This window comes from Klebsiella sp. R390 (assembly GCF_051131745.1).
Lineage (GTDB): Bacteria > Pseudomonadota > Gammaproteobacteria > Enterobacterales > Enterobacteriaceae > Klebsiella.
In genome coordinates, this window is sequence record NZ_CP180445.1 from 2,731,685 (window position 1) to 2,748,097 (window position 16,413).

Consider the following 16,413-nt stretch of genomic DNA (forward strand, 5'->3'; position numbering starts at 1 on the left):
GTTCGTTCAGCAACCCCCGGTTGCATTACGCTGACCGGGGGAGAAGCTGCGCGTTAAACCGGCTGCTGGTGACGGCTGAAGCGTGAAGCCAACGGCAGCCAGCACAGCAGAATCAGCAGCCCCATCAGCATCATCAGCAACCCCAGGCTGCTCTGACCGGTCTGCGGCATCATCGCAGAGAGCCAGGCCAGCACGCCGGAACCAATATTTTGCAGCCCGCCAACCAGCGCACCCGCCGTCCCGGCGAGGAACGGGAACGGCTCCATCGCGCCGCTGGTCGCCAGCGGGAACAGCATGCCGGCGCCAAAGAAAAACAGCGCCGCGGGCACCAGCAGCGTCCAGACGGTCATGACGCCCATCAGGCCTGGGATCCACATCATCACCCCCGCCAGCAGACAGCAGATGACCGATTGCCACATCAGGGTTGAGAAGCGTTTATTCGGACGCCCGGCAAACCAGGCCCCGAAGAAGGCCGCCGGAATCGGCAGGATAAACAGAATACTGACCGCCATGCTGCTTAAGCCCAGCACGGCACCCAGCAGCACCCCGGAGCACGCCTCAAATACGGCGATACCCGCCAGGCCGCCAATTAACATCAGCAGATAGCAGTTAAATGCAGTATTGCCGAAAAGCGTCTTATAGCTGGTGGCCAGTCGGGTTCGTGGTGCGCCGACCGGGCGCGTTTCCGGCATCCAGCGTGCCATGCTGAAGGTCACCACCGCGCACAAGATCAACAGGAACGCGTAGCAGGCGCGCCAGCTCCACACGGTATTGAGGATCCCGCCAATCAGCGGTGCCAGCAGCGGGCTGACAAGAATCCCCATATTTAACAGGCTATTGGCGTGTCTGAGTTGGCTACCTTCATACAGGTCACGCGGCAGAGTACGCGCCATGACGCCACCAACACCGGTCCCCATACCCTGAATAGCGCTGGCGATAATCAGCACCGTCAGGCTGTGGGTGGTGATGGCAACCAGTGTCGCCAGCATAAAAATAGACATCCCAATGAGGATCACCGGACGTCGTCCCACGCGGTCAGACAGCGGGCCGTAGAAAAGTTGTGATACGCCATAGGTCAGCAGATAGGCGGCCATTACGCTTTGCACCGCACCCTCGCGGGCGTTCAGCGAAATAGCCATATCGGCGATCGCCGGAATATAAATGGTCTGCGCCATCTGGCCTACGGCCACCAGCACTACCAGCATCAACAACAAAGTGAAATTCTTATGCCGTTTCATGTCGATGAATACTTTGATAATAGAAGTAAATTAAGAATATGTGACTGGCACACCCCTTTAATGCTGGAGGAATCTACCACATAAAAATGACAGTACAACCACATGACGAGGATTGGTGAGGAATGCCAGGCAGGTTTTGTAAACAATAATCGGCAACAAATGTTGCCATTCTGCGTCAGGAGAGGCGCAGCAGAATAGCCCCGGCCGCAATACCGCAGGCAGCCACAATACGCAGGGTAATAAGCTTCTCTTTAAGCAGCACCAAAGCGATGATGGCGCCGAATAAAATGGAGGTTTCTCGCAGCGCTGCGACCACCGCCAGCGGCGCCTGGGTCATGGCCCACAGCGCCAGGCCATACGACCCCATGGTGCTCAGCCCGCCGATCAGCCCGGTTTTCCAGTGCTGGCGCAGATAGCGGCTGGCTTCCCGCCGACGGGCGACCATTGACCAGCTCAGCAGACAGAAGCCGTTCATAAAAAAGGACCACAGCGTGTAGCCCAGCGCAGTGCCCGACAGGCGAACCCCGGTGCCATCTACCAGCGTATAGCCGGCGATAAAACAGGCGTTGATCAGCGCGAGGATGATACCGGTGCGGGAGCTGGCGCGGCCGTTAAAGGCCATCGCCAGGATCGCCAGGCAGATCACCCCAATCCCGCTCCAGGCCAGCGGTGACAGCGAATCACCGAGCACGGCGACGCTGATAATCGCCACCAGCAGCGGCGCGGTGCCGCGCATCAGCGGGTAGGTCTGGCTCATATCCGAGACCTGATAGGTTTTGGCCACCAGCACGGTGTAGACCACTTGTAAGGCGCTGGAGAGGACCAGATACGGCGCGCTGGCCAGAGTGGGCTGCGGCACGAAAGGCAGTGCGACCATAGCGATCAGCGCGGCAGAACCGCTCACGCCGATTGCAGCGTACATCTTATCGCCGCTGGCTTTGACGATGGCATTCCAGCTGGCATGCAGCAGGGCGGCGAACAGCAGAATGCAGAAAACGCTAATGGTCATCGTAGGAGACGGTTAGTGGCTGTGTCCTGGCACTGTAACACGGGCGTTTTCCACCAGCCAGCGGCCCTTAAAGCGAACAGAACAGGCGATGCGTAACCCGCGGCTCATCATAAACCGGACGGAACCCCAGGGTTTCATAAAAGGGCCACGCCGACGACGGCGCATGGGTATTGAGAAAATCGAACCAGTGGCCGGAATGGGTTATCACCGATACCAGCAGCTGTTGCCCGACACGCTGGCGACGTGAGGCTTCGCGGATATATAAATGGCGAATACGCCCGGCCCGCGGTTGTTGGCTGAACGGGTCAACATTCAGCCCGCAGACCCCCACCAGCTGCCCGGCAACAAAGGCGCCCAGTAGTTTCTCGCCCGGTGCATTAAAGCGGTTTTTGCCGCTTTGCCAGTTCTCCGTCAGACGACGCAGCATGGCAAATTGTTGCTCCAGGCTTTCGCTGCGCAGGGCAAGAAAACCGGGGGTCTCCGGGGTGACAGGACGAATCAACAACGGTGGCATGGTTTTCTCCAGTTAGTCAGCATCAGATGACGGGTCACCGCCTGTAGAGGGGCGGTTTCCCGCCCCTCTCAGGTGCGACTTGAACCTGAATCAGCGTGGCTGTCTCAGGACTGCATCAAGCAGTTGCAACACGGCAACCATGAGTCTCAGGATAAGAACAATAATATCCATCGCGCCCATACGCGTCTCCTCTGGTAGAGGAGCACGACCCGCTGGCGTACCTTTCCGCCGCCTGTTGCCAGCGAGGGGATACGCCGCCCGCCCGGGTACGTTAGTGTGCCCGGAATACAGTGGCGTATTTGTTGACGTAACACAGTGTGCTCTCTCGGGGTTAAGGCGCTGACGGCACCACCCGTTTCAGCCAGGACTTCATTGCGCCGGTAAAACATGCGGCCCCGAATCACACAACGTGTACGCATTCAGTATAAACAAATACTGTATATTTAAACAGTGTTTTCTGGACAATCTGGCACCCGCCTTCCATACTCTATTTCGGCGACAGCTGCGTGAAAATTGCGTGAATGCCAGCGCGCGCGTATACTTTCACCGTTGACGTAATACAGTGTACTTGCGGTTACCAGCCGTAAACATGCTGACAAAAACCTCGCTGCGGCGGGGTTTTTTGTTTTTGCGCGTCAGACGAAAAATTGTGATCCCTTACGCAAATACTCGTGGATGAAAATAATTCCGTTGTGTAATGGCGGCAGCTGTGTTTGTATAAATTCAGCTAATTTTTCGCACAACAGGTCCCTAATGAACACTTCCATTCTGACGTCGACTCTACTAAAAACCGCGCCTGCCGCGGTGGTCGTCGTGCGTGTGGTGGTCGTCGTCGGCAATGCGCCGTAGGGTCCGGAACAACACGATTCCAAACCCCGCCGGCGCAAACCGAGCGGGGTTTTTTTTGACACTCGCCCGGTAAGTCGGCCCAGAATAAAAGGACTGGAGCATGGCAAGTTCGGGCACAACATCAGAAAAAATGCGCTTCACCGGCGCGCAATTAGTTGTTCATTTACTGGAGCGTCAGGGGATCACCACCGTTGCGGGTATCCCGGGCGGCTCGATTCTCCCTATCTATGATGCATTAAGCCAAAGCACGCAGATCCGTCACGTTCTGGCGCGTCACGAGCAGGGCGCGGGCTTTATCGCCCAGGGGATGGCGCGTACCGAGGGTAAACCCGCGGTCTGTATGGCCTGTAGCGGACCGGGCGCCACCAACCTGATCACCGCCATCGCCGATGCCCGCCTGGATTCCATTCCGCTGGTGTGTATTACCGGCCAGGTACCGGCATCGATGATCGGCACCGACGCGTTCCAGGAAGTCGACACCTACGGTATCTCTATCCCCATCACGAAACACAACTACCTGGTCCGCGATATCGCTGAACTGCCGCAGGTGATGAGCGACGCGTTTCGCATCGCGCAGTCCGGCCGCCCGGGTCCGGTGTGGATAGATATTCCTAAGGACGTGCAGACCGCAACCATCGAGCTGGCGGTGTTGCCGGAGCCAGGTACCCGCGCACCGACCCCGACGTTTGACAGCACCAGCGTTCAGGATGCGGCGGCGATGATCAATGCGGCGCAGCGTCCGGTACTGTATCTGGGCGGCGGCGTGATTAACGCCGGGGATCAGGTTCGCGCGCTGGCTGAAAAAGCCAACCTGCCCACCACCCTGACCCTGATGGCGCTGGGTATGCTGCCGAAGGCGCACCCGCTCTCATTAGGCATGCTGGGTATGCACGGCGCGCGAAGCACCAACTTTATCCTGCAAGAGTCTGATTTACTGATTGTTTTAGGTGCGCGTTTTGATGACCGGGCGATTGGTAAAACCGAGCAGTTCTGCCCGAATGCGAAAATTATTCACGTTGATATCGATCGTTCCGAGCTGGGCAAAATCAAGCAGCCGCACGTCGCGATTCAGGGGGACGTTGCTGATGTTCTGGCGCAGCTGATCCCGCTGGTAGCCTCGCAGCCGCGTGACGAGTGGCGCCAGCTGGTGGCGGACCTGCAACGTGAGTTTCCGTCCACCATTCCGCAGCAGTGCGATCCGCTGGCCCACTACGGGCTGATCAACGCCGTGGCCGCCTGTGTCGATGACGAGGCGATCGTGACCACCGACGTTGGCCAGCACCAGATGTGGGTTGCCCAGGCCTATCCCCTGAACCGTCCGCGCCAGTGGCTGACCTCCGGCGGGCTGGGAACCATGGGCTTTGGCCTGCCAGCAGCGGTGGGTGCCGCGCTGGCTAATCCACAGCGTAAAGTGATCTGCTTCTCTGGTGACGGTAGCCTGATGATGAACATTCAGGAAATGGCCACCGCGGCGGAGAATCAGCTGGATGTTAAAATCATCCTGATGAATAACGAAGCGCTGGGGCTGGTGTATCAGCAGCAGAGCCTGTTCTATCAGCAGGGCGTTTTTGCCGCCACCTACCCGGGGATGATTAACTTCATGCAGATTGCCGCCGGTTTTGGCCTGCAAACCTGTGATTTAAATAGCGAAGCCGACCCGCAGGCGGCGCTGCAGGCGATCATTGACCGTCCTGGCCCGGCCCTGATTCACGTGCGTATTGATGCAGAAGAGAAAGTCTATCCGATGGTGCCGCCGGGAGCGGCAAATACAGAAATGGTGGGGGAATAAACCATGCAACAGCAGACTCATGACAACGTTATTCTGGAACTCACCGTCCGCAACCACCCAGGGGTAATGACCCACGTTTGCGGGCTGTTTGCCCGCCGCGCGTTTAACGTGGAAGGCATTCTCTGTTTGCCTATTCAGAACAGTAACCACAGCCGAATCTGGCTACTGGTCAACGATGACCAGCGGCTAGGGCAGATGATCAGCCAGATTGAAAAGCTGGAGGATGTGGTGAAGGTCGCGCGTAACCAGTCCGATCCTTCGATGTTTAATAAAATAGCCGTCTTCTTTGAATGAGTTACTCGCTCTCAGTATCCGGCGTGATAACGTTGACCGAACCATTCCGGCAGTGGGTAGCATAATCTGCCGGTAATGGACGATCGCTGATCAGCACGTCAAATGCTGACAGCGGGGCGATACTGGCAGGCGCCACATCGTCGAACAGCGCATAGCGCGCGAGCAGGATTTTCCGCAGACCGCGATCCATCGCTTTACGTTTGGTGGCGAGGTCTTCGGGGTTAAACCAGCTGACGCCAAAATGTTCGTGTACCCCGCTGGCGGAGATAAACACTTTCCGCGGGTTCAGCGAATCCAGCGCCGAAGGGTTGCTGGTATCGTAGAACGCATCGCTTTTAGCCCGATAGGTGCCGCCACACAAAATGGCGGTGGCGTTGGGCTTTTCATTCAGGGCCATAAACACCCGATGCGAATAGCAAATGCCGGTAAAGGCAATGTCATCGGGGATCATATTGATAACCAGCGGCATTTCGCTGCCGTTATCAAAAAATACCAGGTCGTTTTCACTCACCAGGCCCGCGGCGAGAATGGCAATCGGCAAATCGTCACGATGATGCGCCTGTTTTGGCGCAACGGCGGCGGTGAGCGACGGGGCTGACGGCCTGTTGACCATCACCACGTAGCCGCCGAGCAGCGTAAGCGGCAGCGGCGAGTCACTTTCCTGGCTGAGATCCCGACGGATGGTCATCACAGAGACCTCCAGCATACGCGCGGCCTCTTTGAGATGGATGCGGTCGGTTTTCTTCAGCAGTTCCATCAAGCGGCGTATACGTTCTTTTTGCTTGGTCTCCATTCACTCTCTCCGCAATTTATCTCGCAAATGTTCCTCTGGTAACATTTTTGCGCCTGAAGAAACATCCTGCATTCACATCACTATACTGTGAGCCAGCGGGAATTAAAAGCCTGATAGATCGCGTTTTTATCATGATAAATACTTTATTTTCAGTTTGTTATGATTGATTTGGTTATCTTTTTTTTAATTTCTCGCCGTAGCACCCACTTTTTTGTGCGTGAAAAATAAACAGATAATGATAACGCAATCGCGATCATGGTCACAAATGGTACTAAAGTAACATGATAATGTTACGATAATATCATTGTTGTGTGATTGTTTCTGAGAGGTAGTAAAAATGGATATCGCGGTTATCGGCTCCAATATGGTGGATCTCATCACCTACACCAACCAGATGCCAAAAGAGGGCGAAACCCTTGAGGCACCGGCGTTCAAAATTGGCTGCGGTGGCAAAGGGGCAAACCAGGCGGTCGCGGCCGCTAAGCTCAACTCGAAAGTCATGATGCTGACCAAGGTGGGCGATGACATCTTTGCGGATAACACCATTCGCAATCTCGAATCCTGGGGCATCAACACCACCTATGTCGAAAAGGTCCCCTGCACCAGCAGCGGTGTGGCACCGATCTTCGTTAATGCCAATTCCAGCAACAGCATTCTTATTATTAAAGGTGCCAATAAATTTCTTTCACCAGAAGATATCGATCGCGCTGCTGACGATTTAAAAAAATGTCAGCTGATTGTTTTACAGCTTGAGGTCCAGCTGGAAACGGTATATCACGCCATCGAATTTGGCAAAAAGCACGGCATTGAAGTGTTATTAAACCCGGCGCCGGCATTGCGTGAATTAGATATGTCGTATGCCTGCAAATGCGATTTCTTTGTCCCGAATGAAACCGAGCTTGAAATATTAACCGGCTTGCCCGTGGACTCTTACGATAATATTTGCCTCGCCGCCCGCAGCCTTATTGAAAGAGGTCTCAACAATATTATTGTGACCATGGGCGAGAAAGGCGCGCTATGGATGACCCGCGACCAGGAGGTCCACGTCCCGGCATTTAAGGTCAGCGCGGTGGATACCAGCGGCGCGGGTGACGCCTTTATCGGCTGTTTTGCCCACTACTATGTTCAGAGCGGAGATGTTGAATTCGCCATGAAAAAAGCCTCCCTGTTTGCCGCATTTAGCGTCACCGGAAAAGGCACCCAATCATCTTATCCCAGTATCGAGCAGTTTAATGAGTACCTGTCGTTAAACGAATAATCACCCTGCATGGTAAAAGGTAGCTCTATGAACGATAAAAACATCATTCAGATGCCCGACGGCTATCTGAATAAAACCCCTCTGTTCCAGTTTATTTTGTTATCCTGCTTATTCCCGTTATGGGGATGTGCTGCTGCATTAAATGATATTTTAATTACGCAATTTAAAAGCGTCTTTGCATTAAGTAATTTTGCTTCCGCTCTGGTGCAAAGTGCGTTTTATGGTGGCTATTTCTTAATTGCTATTCCGGCGTCATTAGTGATTAAAAATACCAGCTATAAAGTTGCGATTATGATTGGCCTGACGCTCTATATCGTCGGCTGTACGCTGTTTTTCCCGGCCTCGCACATGGCAACCTACACCATGTTCCTGGCGGCAATTTTCGCCATTGCCATTGGCCTGAGCTTCCTCGAAACCGCCGCGAACACCTACAGTTCGATGATCGGCCCGAAAAGCCACGCCACGCTGCGCCTGAACATCAGCCAGACCTTCTACCCGATTGGCGCAGCAGCCGGGATTTTGCTGGGTAAATATCTGGTCTTTTCCGACGGCGAAAGCCTCGAAAAACAGATGGCAGGCATGAACGCTGAACAGATCCATCAGTTTAAAGTGCTGATGCTGGAAAACACCCTGGAGCCCTACAAGTACATGATCATGGTACTGGTAGTGGTGATGGTGCTGTTCCTGCTGACGCGCTTCCCGACCTGTAAAGTCGCGCAGACGGCGAACCATAAACGTCCGTCGGCGGCCGATACGCTGCGCTATCTGGCGAGCAACGCCCGCTTTCGTCGCGGAATTGCCGCTCAGTTCCTGTACGTTGGGATGCAGGTCACCGTCTGGTCGTTCACCATCCGCCTCGCGCTGGAGCTGGGCGACATCAACGAGCGTGATGCCTCAACCTTTATGGTCTACAGCTTCGCCTGCTTCTTTATCGGCAAATTTGTCGCCAACATTTTGATGACTCGGTTTACGCCGGAAAAAGTGCTGATCCTCTACTCGGTTATCGGCGCATTGTTCCTCGCCTACGTGGCGCTGGCGCCGAGCTTTAGCGCGGTGTACGTGGCGGTGCTGGTCAGCGTACTGTTCGGGCCGTGCTGGGCCACCATCTATGCCGGTACGCTGGATACGGTCGATAACGAACACACCGAAATGGCTGGCGCAGTGATTGTGATGGCGATTATCGGCGCGGCCGTGGTGCCGGCGATTCAGGGCTTTATCGCCGACATGTTCCACTCCCTGCAGCTCTCGTTCCTGGTGCCGATGCTGTGCTTCATCTACGTGGGCATCTATTTCTGGCGTGAGTGCAAAGTGCGCCGCACGCTGACCGAAGCTACCGCATCCTGAGGAGTCTGTTGATGACGACACGTATACCGTTATGGCGCGCGCTCTTTCACGAGCAGCCGCGCACTCTTGTGGCCAATGATGACTTCACGGTCACCGCTTTTCGCTACGCCAGCGGCGTAGAGGGGCTACGGGTGGAGAATGCCCGCGGCCATCTGGTGATTTTGCCCTGGCTGGGGCAAATGATCTGGGACGCCGAATTTGATGGTCATGACCTGACCATGCGCAATATGTTCCGCCAACCGAAGCCAGCCACCGAAGTGGTGGCGACCTATGGCTGCTTTGCTTTCCATTCGGGGCTGCTGGCAAACGGCTGCCCGTCGCCGGAGGACAACCATCCGCTGCATGGCGAAATGGCCTGCGCCGGCATGGATGAAGCCTGGCTGGAGCTGGAAGAGGATTGCCTGCGCGTGGCGGGGCGCTACGAATATGTGATGGGCTTTGGTCATCACTATGAGGCGCGACCGGCGGTGGTATTACACAAAGCGAGCGCGCTGTTTGATATTCAGATGGCGGTGACTAACCTGGCGTCCGTCGCCATGCCGCTCCAGTACATGTGCCATATGAACTATGTCTACGTCGCGGGGGCGACCTTCAGCCAGAATATCCCCGACGAGGCGCTCGCGCTGCGCGAATCGGTCCCGGCCCATGTTCAGCCGACGGACTCATGGCTGGCGTTCAATCAGCGTCTGCTGCAGGGGGAAGCCTCGGTGGCGACATTAAATGAGCCGCAGTTCTATGACCCGGAGATCGTCTTTTTTGCCGATAAGCTGGATCGCTACACTGACAGCCCGGAATTTCGCATGATCGCGCCTGATGGCACCACGTTCATCACGCGTTTTTCCAGCGCCGAGCTGAATTACGTCACCCGTTGGATCCTCTATAACGGCGATCAGCAGGTTGCCGCCTTCGCCCTGCCCGCCACCTGCCGACCGGAGGGCTTTCTGGCGGCCCAGCGCAATGGCAGCCTGATATCGCTGGCACCGCAGGAGACCCGAAGCTTCTCGGTCACCACCGGCATCGCCTGAGGCGGATAATACGGCCCAAGGCGGCAAGTCTGAGCATCCCCAGGCGCTTACTTACGTAAGTGACTGGGGGAGCAGACGCAGCCAACGCAGACGCCGCTTGAAGGATGCCGTTTATATCGTTAAGGTAAGTGCGTTTTTTAACCCGCCAGGACACGCCATGACCACCATTGCCCTTATTGACGATCATCTTATCGTCCGCTCCGGTTTTGCGCAGCTGCTGGGGCTGGAAGCTGATTTCCAGGTTGTCGCTGAGTTTGGCTCTGGCCGTGAAGCGCTGGTGGGGCTGCCCGGACGGGGTGTGCAGGTCTGTATTTGCGATATTTCGATGCCGGATATTTCCGGCCTCGAGCTGTTAAGTCAGCTGCCGAAAGGCATGGGGATCATCATGCTTTCGGTGCATGACAGCCCGGCGCTGGTGGAGCAGGCGTTGAATGCCGGCGCCCGCGGCTTTCTCTCCAAACGCTGCAGCCCGGATGAGCTGATTGCCGCGGTCAGAACCGTGGCGACCGGCGGCTGTTACCTGACGCCGGATATCGCCATGAAGCTGGCGTCCGGGCGGCGGGATCCGCTGACCAAACGTGAACGCGAGGTGGCGGAGAAGCTGGCGCAGGGGATGGCGGTAAAAGAGATCGCCGCCGAACTGGGGCTGTCGCCGAAAACCGTGCACGTCCATCGCGCTAACCTGCTGGAAAAGCTGGGCGTCAGCAACGACGTCGAGCTGGCGCGCCGTATGTTCGATAGCTGGCAATGAAAGCATTTCTCTCCCGGTTGCTCTCGGTAACCGGCTGTTTCTTTATCTTTTCCGCCGCATGGTTTTGCCTGTGGAGCATCAGCCTGCACCTGGTCGCGCGCCCCGACCTTGCTGTATTGCTGTTTCCCTTTGGCCTGCGGCTCGGCCTGATGCTGCAGTGCCCGCGCGGTTACTGGCCGGTACTGCTGGGTGCCGAGTGGCTGCTGATCTTCTGGCTGGCGCAGGAAGTGGCGCTGGCGCATCCGCTGATGCTGATGATCGGCGGCCTGCTGACCCTGCTACCGGTGGCGCTGATTTCACGCTATCGCCACCAGCGCGACTGGCTCACGCTGTTACGCCAGGGGGGCGCGCTGATCGCCGCCGCGCTGCTGCAATCGCTGCCATGGACCGGGGAAGGGAGCGACGGATTGAACGCGCTGCTGTTGACCCTCACCGGCGGCCTGACCCTGGCGCCGACCTGCCTGGTTATCTGGCACTATCTCACCAGCACCGTCTGGCAGCCGTTAGGCCCGTCGCTGGTGTCACAACCGATCAACTGGCGCGGGCGGCACCTTATCTGGTATCTGCTGCTGTTTACCGTCAGCCTGTGGCTTCAGCTGGGCTTGCCTGCTGAACTCTCGCGTTTTACCCCCTTCTGCCTGGCACTGCCGATTATCGCTCTGGCCTGGCACTACGGCTGGCAAGGGGCGCTAATTGCGACGCTGATGAACGCCATTGCCCTGATAGCCAGCCAGACCTGGCACGATCACCCGGTGGATTTACTGCTCTCGCTGCTGGCGCAAAGTCTGACCGGGCTGCTGTTGGGGGCCGGGATCCAGCGCCTGCGCGAACTGAACCAGTCGCTGCAAAGCGAGCTGGCGCGTAACCGGCGGCTGGCGGATCGACTGATGGAGACCGAAGAGAGCGTGCGCCGGGAAGTCGCGTGGGAGCTGCATGACGACATCGGCCAGACCATCACCGCCATCCGAACCCAGGCGGGGATTGTGCAACGCCTGGCGCCGCACAACGGCGGTGTGCAGCAGAGCGGTCAGCTGATCGAACAGCTGTCGCTGGGTGTCTACGATTCGGTGCGCCGCCTGCTGGGCCGGCTGCGCCCGCGGCAGCTCGACGACCTGACCCTTGAACAGGCGGTGCGTTCGCTGATGCGCGAAATGGAGCTGGAAGATCGCGGGATGGTCAGCCATCTCGACTGGCGTATTGATGAGTCCGCCCTGCGTGAAAACCAGCGCGTCACCCTGTTCCGCGTCTGTCAGGAAGGGCTGAATAATATTGTTAAACACGCCAGCGCCAGCGCAGTGACGCTGCAGGGCTGGCAGCAGGACGGGTGGCTGATGCTGGTGCTGGAAGACGATGGCTGCGGACTGCCGCCGGGCAGCGGGCAGCCGGGCTTTGGCCTGACCGGTATGCGCGAGCGCGTCACCGCCCTGGGCGGAACCCTCACGATCTCCTGCACGCACGGTACCCGCGTCTGCGTCAACCTACCGCAACGTTATGTCTGAGGCGCGATGATGCTGAACTTGCTGAAATCCCCACCCGATGCCGTGCCGATTACCGATAAACAGGCGCTGGATGAGCGCTATCGCTACTGGCGTCGCCATATCCTGCTGACGATATGGTTAGGGTATGCCCTGTTTTACTTCACCCGGAAAAGCTTTAACGCCGCGGTACCGGAAATCCTCGCCAGCAACGTCCTGACCCGCAGCGATATCGGCCTGTTGGCCACGCTGTTTTACATCACCTACGGGCTGTCGAAGTTTTTCTCCGGCATCGTCAGCGACCGCTCCAACGCCCGGTACTTTATGGGGTTGGGGCTGGTTGCCACCGGGGTGGTCAATATTCTGTTTGGCTTCTCCACCTCGCTGTGGGCCTTTGCCGTGCTGTGGGCGCTGAACGCCTTCTTTCAGGGCTGGGGGTCGCCAGTGTGCGCCCGTCTGCTGACGGCCTGGTATTCGCGTACCGAGCGCGGCGGCTGGTGGGCGCTGTGGAATACCGCGCACAACGTCGGCGGGGCGTTGATCCCAATGGTGGTGGGGGCGGCGGCGCTGCACTATGGCTGGCGTGCCGGGATGATGATTGCTGGAATGCTGGCGATCGTCGCCGGGCTGTTTCTCTGCTGGCGGCTGCGCGACCGGCCCCAGGTTGTCGGACTGCCGGCGGTGGGCGACTGGCGCCATGACGAGCTGGAGATTGCCCAGCAGCAGGAAGGGGCGGGGCTGACGCGCAAAGAGATCCTCTACAAGTACGTGCTGGCAAACCCCTACATCTGGCTGCTGTCGCTGTGCTACGTGTTGGTTTATGTGGTGCGGGCGGCGATTAATGACTGGGGCAATCTCTACATGTCGGAGACGCTCGGGGTCGATCTGGTGACCGCCAACTCGGCGGTGACGATGTTTGAACTGGGCGGGTTTATTGGCGCGCTGGTCGCCGGTTGGGGATCGGATAAGCTGTTTAACGGCAACCGCGGGCCGATGAACCTGATTTTTGCCGCCGGGATTTTGCTGTCGGTCGGCGGTTTATGGCTGATGCCCTTTGCCAGCTACGTGATGCAGGCGGCCTGCTTCTTCACCACCGGCTTCTTCGTGTTTGGCCCGCAGATGCTGATTGGCATGGCGGCGGCGGAGTGTTCGCACAAAGCGGCGGCGGGCGCGGCCACCGGGTTCGTCGGGCTGTTTGCCTACCTCGGCGCTTCGCTCTCAGGTTGGCCGCTGGCACAGGTGCTTGAGCGCTGGCACTGGACCGGATTTTTCGTGGTCATTGCCATTGCCGCCGGGATTTCAGCGTTGCTGCTGCTGCCGTTTTTAAATGCCCAGGCGCCGCGAACGCCGCACGAAGCGTGATGTACCTCACTTTTTTACCCCATTCGGGGCAAAACTAAGACATTTTCCCGGTTTCGCCTGGACGCTGTCTCAGGCCAGTCGCACCGCGGCTTTTTACAATGCCTGCCATTCGCAGGTATAAAAATTAGCCCGGAGTGTCCTATGTTGGCCTTCTTAAACCAGGTGCGTAAACCGACCCTGGATCTGCCGCTCGATGTGCGGCGCAAGATGTGGTTCAAGCCGTTCATGCAGTCCTATCTGGTGGTCTTTATTGGCTACCTGACCATGTACCTGATCCGCAAAAACTTTAACATTGCCCAGAATGACATGATCTCCACCTACGGGTTGAGCATGACCCAGCTGGGGATGATCGGTCTTGGTTTCTCGATCACCTACGGGGTGGGGAAAACGCTGGTTTCTTACTATGCGGACGGCAAGAACACCAAGCAATTCCTGCCGTTTATGCTGATCCTCTCCGCCATCTGCATGCTCGGCTTTAGCGCCAGCATGGGGGCCGGTTCTACCAGCCTGTTCCTGATGATCGCCTTCTATGCGCTGAGCGGTTTCTTCCAGAGCACCGGCGGCTCCTGTAGCTATTCAACCATTACCAAATGGACCCCGCGCCGCAAGCGCGGGACGTTCCTTGGCTTCTGGAATATCTCGCACAACCTCGGCGGTGCGGGTGCGGCGGGCGTGGCGCTGTTCGGGGCGAACTATTTGTTCGACGGCCACGTCATCGGCATGTTCATCTTCCCGTCGATTATCGCGCTGATTGTCGGCTTTATCGGCCTGCGTTTTGGCAGCGACTCCCCGGAATCCTACGGCCTCGGCAACGCCGAAGAGCTGTTTGGCGAAGAGATCAGCGAAGAAGATAAAGAGACCGAAGAGAACGCCATGACCAAATGGCAGATTTTCGTCGAGTACGTGCTGAAAAACAAAGTCATCTGGCTGCTGTGCTTCTCCAATATCTTCCTCTACGTGGTGCGTATCGGCATCGACCAGTGGTCGACGGTTTATGCCTTCCAGGAGCTGAAGCTGTCTAAAGAGGTGGCGATTCAGGGCTTTACCCTGTTTGAGGTGGGTGCGCTGGTCGGTACGCTGCTGTGGGGCTGGCTGTCGGACCTGGCGAACGGCCGTCGGGCGCTGGTGGCCTGTATCGCGCTGGCGTTAATCATCGCCACCCTCGGCGTCTATCAGCACGCCAGCAACCAGTATGTCTACCTGATGTCGCTGTTTGCTTTAGGTTTCCTGGTCTTCGGCCCGCAGTTGCTGATCGGCGTGGCGGCAGTCGGTTTCGTACCGAAAAAAGCGATCGGGGCGGCAGATGGCATCAAAGGCACCTTCGCCTACCTGATCGGCGACAGCTTCGCCAAGCTGGGGCTGGGGATGATTGCCGACGGCACGCCGGTGTTTGGCCTGACCGGCTGGGCCGGCACCTTTGCGGCGCTGGACGCGGCAGCCATCGGCTGTATCTGCCTGATGGCCATTGTGGCGGTATTCGAAGAACGTAAAATTCGCCGCGAGAAAAAGAAACAGATTTTGCAGACCGCCGAGTGATGGCGTATTGGTAACCTTGCCCGGCCTTAGCGCCGGGCTTTTTTTATCTCTCCTGCTGGGCCGTCTGGTGCAGCAGCTCCCGCAGCCACTGCTGCGCGGGGTCGCGGTGGCTACGCTCGTGCCAGGCCATGCTTTTGGTAAAGCCGGGGATCGCCAGCGGCGGCGGGGCGATGTGCATCCCGCTCGCCATTTTCGCCAGCCGACGTGGCACCACCGCAATCATATCGCTGACCGCCAGCACCTCCGGCAGCACCAGAAAACTGCTCACCGACAACCCCACCCGCCGCGAACGTCCCAGCGCCGCCAGCGCCTCATCGGTCACGCCACGAAAACTATCGCCCTGCCAGGAAACCAGCACGTGCTCCAGCGCGCAGAACCGATCCAGGGTTAACGGCACCGCAGCCTGAGGGTGGTCCGCGCGCATCAGACACACGTACTCTTCCTGATACAGTGCCCGGCTGTGCAGCTCGGGCGGCGTGGAGCGGGGCGTCAGCAGGGCAATATCAACATCCCCGCGTTCGGTTTGGCTGAACAGGGTCTGCGGTGATTCCGGAATAATACGCACCCGGATACCGGGAGCCAGGGGCTTTAGCGCGGCGATAAACGGCACAATCACCGCCTTCAGCGCATAATCGGTGGCGGCTATCGTCCAGGTTAATTCGGCCCGTTTCGGGTCGAAAATGGCTGGCTGCAGCAGCGCGTCGGCATCCGCCAGCAGCTGCTTTACCGGCAACGCCAGCGCCTGCGCGCGCAGGGTCGGCACCATGCCGTGTGGGGCGCGGACAAACAGCGGGTCGTTAAAAGCGTCCCGCAGGCGCGTCAGCATACCGCTGACCGCCGGCTGGGTCAGCGAAAGCCGTGCCGCTGCTCGGGTCACGCTGCGTTCATCGAGCAGCGCATCCAGTGCTTTCAGCAGATTCAGATCGAGGTTTCTGATATCAGATTTCATGATGGCCATCCGCAGCGACGATAAGTCACATTATGGTACGCCGGGGAGTCGACAGCGCGCAAATTCCCATTATGATAGTGAGGATGCGGGATACCCTCACTCATTCAGGTTACAGGAAAGCGGCAAGGGAGCGACTCCCCTGAGGCAGAGATAACGTCTGGCCGGGGTGAACGCGCGTAGCCAACGCATCTGCAGCGTGAAGTATGACGGATAGAGAATGAGAGGAT

The 16,413-nt window shown here is 57.8% G+C and carries 15 protein-coding genes and 1 pseudogene; 10 read left to right on the forward strand and 6 right to left on the reverse strand.

Features of this window, described 5'->3' with window-relative positions:
* Window positions 1–53: 53 nt before the first annotated feature.
* The 4 genes and pseudogenes from emrD to tisB form a co-directional block, all read right to left on the reverse strand.
* Window positions 54–1,238 (reverse strand): multidrug efflux MFS transporter EmrD, encoded by a 1,185-nt coding sequence (emrD, locus tag ACMYSP_RS12675; RefSeq protein ID WP_123757016.1) that lies wholly within the window; start codon window positions 1,236–1,238, stop codon window positions 54–56.
* 175 nt (window positions 1,239–1,413) lie between these two features.
* Window positions 1,414–2,247, reverse strand: a complete 834-nt coding sequence (locus ACMYSP_RS12680) for an EamA family transporter (protein ID WP_434582418.1) — start codon at window positions 2,245–2,247, stop codon at window positions 1,414–1,416.
* 67 nt (window positions 2,248–2,314) lie between these two features.
* Complete coding sequence (locus ACMYSP_RS12685; protein WP_434582419.1) at window positions 2,315–2,761, reverse strand: GNAT family N-acetyltransferase; 447 nt, start codon at window positions 2,759–2,761, stop codon at window positions 2,315–2,317.
* Window positions 2,762–2,851: 90 nt separating this feature from the next.
* Window positions 2,852–2,966 (reverse strand): annotated as a pseudogene (gene tisB / locus ACMYSP_RS12690) (type I toxin-antitoxin system toxin TisB); the annotation flags it as partial.
* Window positions 2,967–3,514: 548 nt separating this feature from the next.
* Here tisB and ivbL point away from each other — a divergent pair.
* From ivbL to ilvN, 3 genes are all read left to right on the forward strand, one after another.
* On the forward strand, window positions 3,515–3,610 hold the full coding sequence (ivbL, locus tag ACMYSP_RS12695) for an ilvB operon leader peptide IvbL (protein ID WP_123757020.1): 96 nt from the start codon (window positions 3,515–3,517) through the stop codon (window positions 3,608–3,610).
* Between the two features lie 100 nt (window positions 3,611–3,710).
* Window positions 3,711–5,399 carry an acetolactate synthase large subunit gene (gene ilvB / locus ACMYSP_RS12700; RefSeq protein WP_434582421.1) on the forward strand — a complete coding sequence of 563 codons (1,689 nt, stop codon included), beginning with the start codon at window positions 3,711–3,713 and terminating at the stop codon, window positions 5,397–5,399.
* Between the two features lie 3 nt (window positions 5,400–5,402).
* On the forward strand, window positions 5,403–5,693 hold the full coding sequence (gene ilvN, locus ACMYSP_RS12705; RefSeq protein WP_123757022.1) for an acetolactate synthase small subunit: 291 nt from the start codon (window positions 5,403–5,405) through the stop codon (window positions 5,691–5,693).
* 1 nt (window position 5,694) lies between these two features.
* Here ilvN and ACMYSP_RS12710 read toward each other — a convergent pair whose 3' ends face one another.
* Window positions 5,695–6,486, reverse strand: a complete 792-nt coding sequence (locus ACMYSP_RS12710; protein ID WP_434582422.1) for a DeoR family transcriptional regulator — start codon at window positions 6,484–6,486, stop codon at window positions 5,695–5,697.
* Window positions 6,487–6,823: 337 nt separating this feature from the next.
* Between ACMYSP_RS12710 and rbsK the strand changes: the two genes are divergently transcribed.
* The 7 genes from rbsK (at window position 6,824) to uhpT (ending at window position 15,237) form a co-directional block, all read left to right on the forward strand.
* Window positions 6,824–7,744: a ribokinase gene (gene rbsK, locus ACMYSP_RS12715; protein WP_123757024.1), complete on the forward strand. Its 921-nt coding sequence runs from the start codon at window positions 6,824–6,826 to the stop codon at window positions 7,742–7,744.
* Window positions 7,745–7,771: 27 nt separating this feature from the next.
* Complete coding sequence (gene fucP / locus ACMYSP_RS12720; protein WP_434582424.1) at window positions 7,772–9,088, forward strand: L-fucose:H+ symporter permease; 1,317 nt, start codon at window positions 7,772–7,774, stop codon at window positions 9,086–9,088.
* Between the two features lie 11 nt (window positions 9,089–9,099).
* Complete coding sequence (locus ACMYSP_RS12725) at window positions 9,100–10,113, forward strand: aldose 1-epimerase family protein (protein WP_434582426.1); 1,014 nt, start codon at window positions 9,100–9,102, stop codon at window positions 10,111–10,113.
* Window positions 10,114–10,270: 157 nt separating this feature from the next.
* The gene (uhpA, locus tag ACMYSP_RS12730; RefSeq protein WP_434582428.1) at window positions 10,271–10,864 is read left to right on the forward strand and encodes a transcriptional regulator UhpA; all 594 of its coding nucleotides are present in this window, start codon (window positions 10,271–10,273) and stop codon (window positions 10,862–10,864) included.
* A gap of 17 nt (window positions 10,865–10,881) precedes the next feature.
* On the forward strand, window positions 10,882–12,363 hold the full coding sequence (gene uhpB, locus ACMYSP_RS12735) for a signal transduction histidine-protein kinase/phosphatase UhpB (RefSeq protein WP_434587076.1): 1,482 nt from the start codon (window positions 10,882–10,884) through the stop codon (window positions 12,361–12,363).
* Window positions 12,364–12,372: 9 nt separating this feature from the next.
* Window positions 12,373–13,701, forward strand: coding sequence for an MFS transporter (locus tag ACMYSP_RS12740; protein ID WP_434587077.1), 1,329 nt, complete (start codon window positions 12,373–12,375; stop codon window positions 13,699–13,701).
* Between the two features lie 141 nt (window positions 13,702–13,842).
* On the forward strand, window positions 13,843–15,237 hold the full coding sequence (uhpT, locus tag ACMYSP_RS12745) for a hexose-6-phosphate:phosphate antiporter (protein ID WP_434582430.1): 1,395 nt from the start codon (window positions 13,843–13,845) through the stop codon (window positions 15,235–15,237).
* A 43-nt stretch (window positions 15,238–15,280) separates the two neighbouring features.
* Here uhpT and ACMYSP_RS12750 read toward each other — a convergent pair whose 3' ends face one another.
* Entirely contained in the window at window positions 15,281–16,186 is a 906-nt protein-coding gene (locus ACMYSP_RS12750; RefSeq protein WP_434582431.1) for a LysR family transcriptional regulator, read from the reverse strand.
* Between the last annotated feature and the right edge of the window lie 227 nt (window positions 16,187–16,413).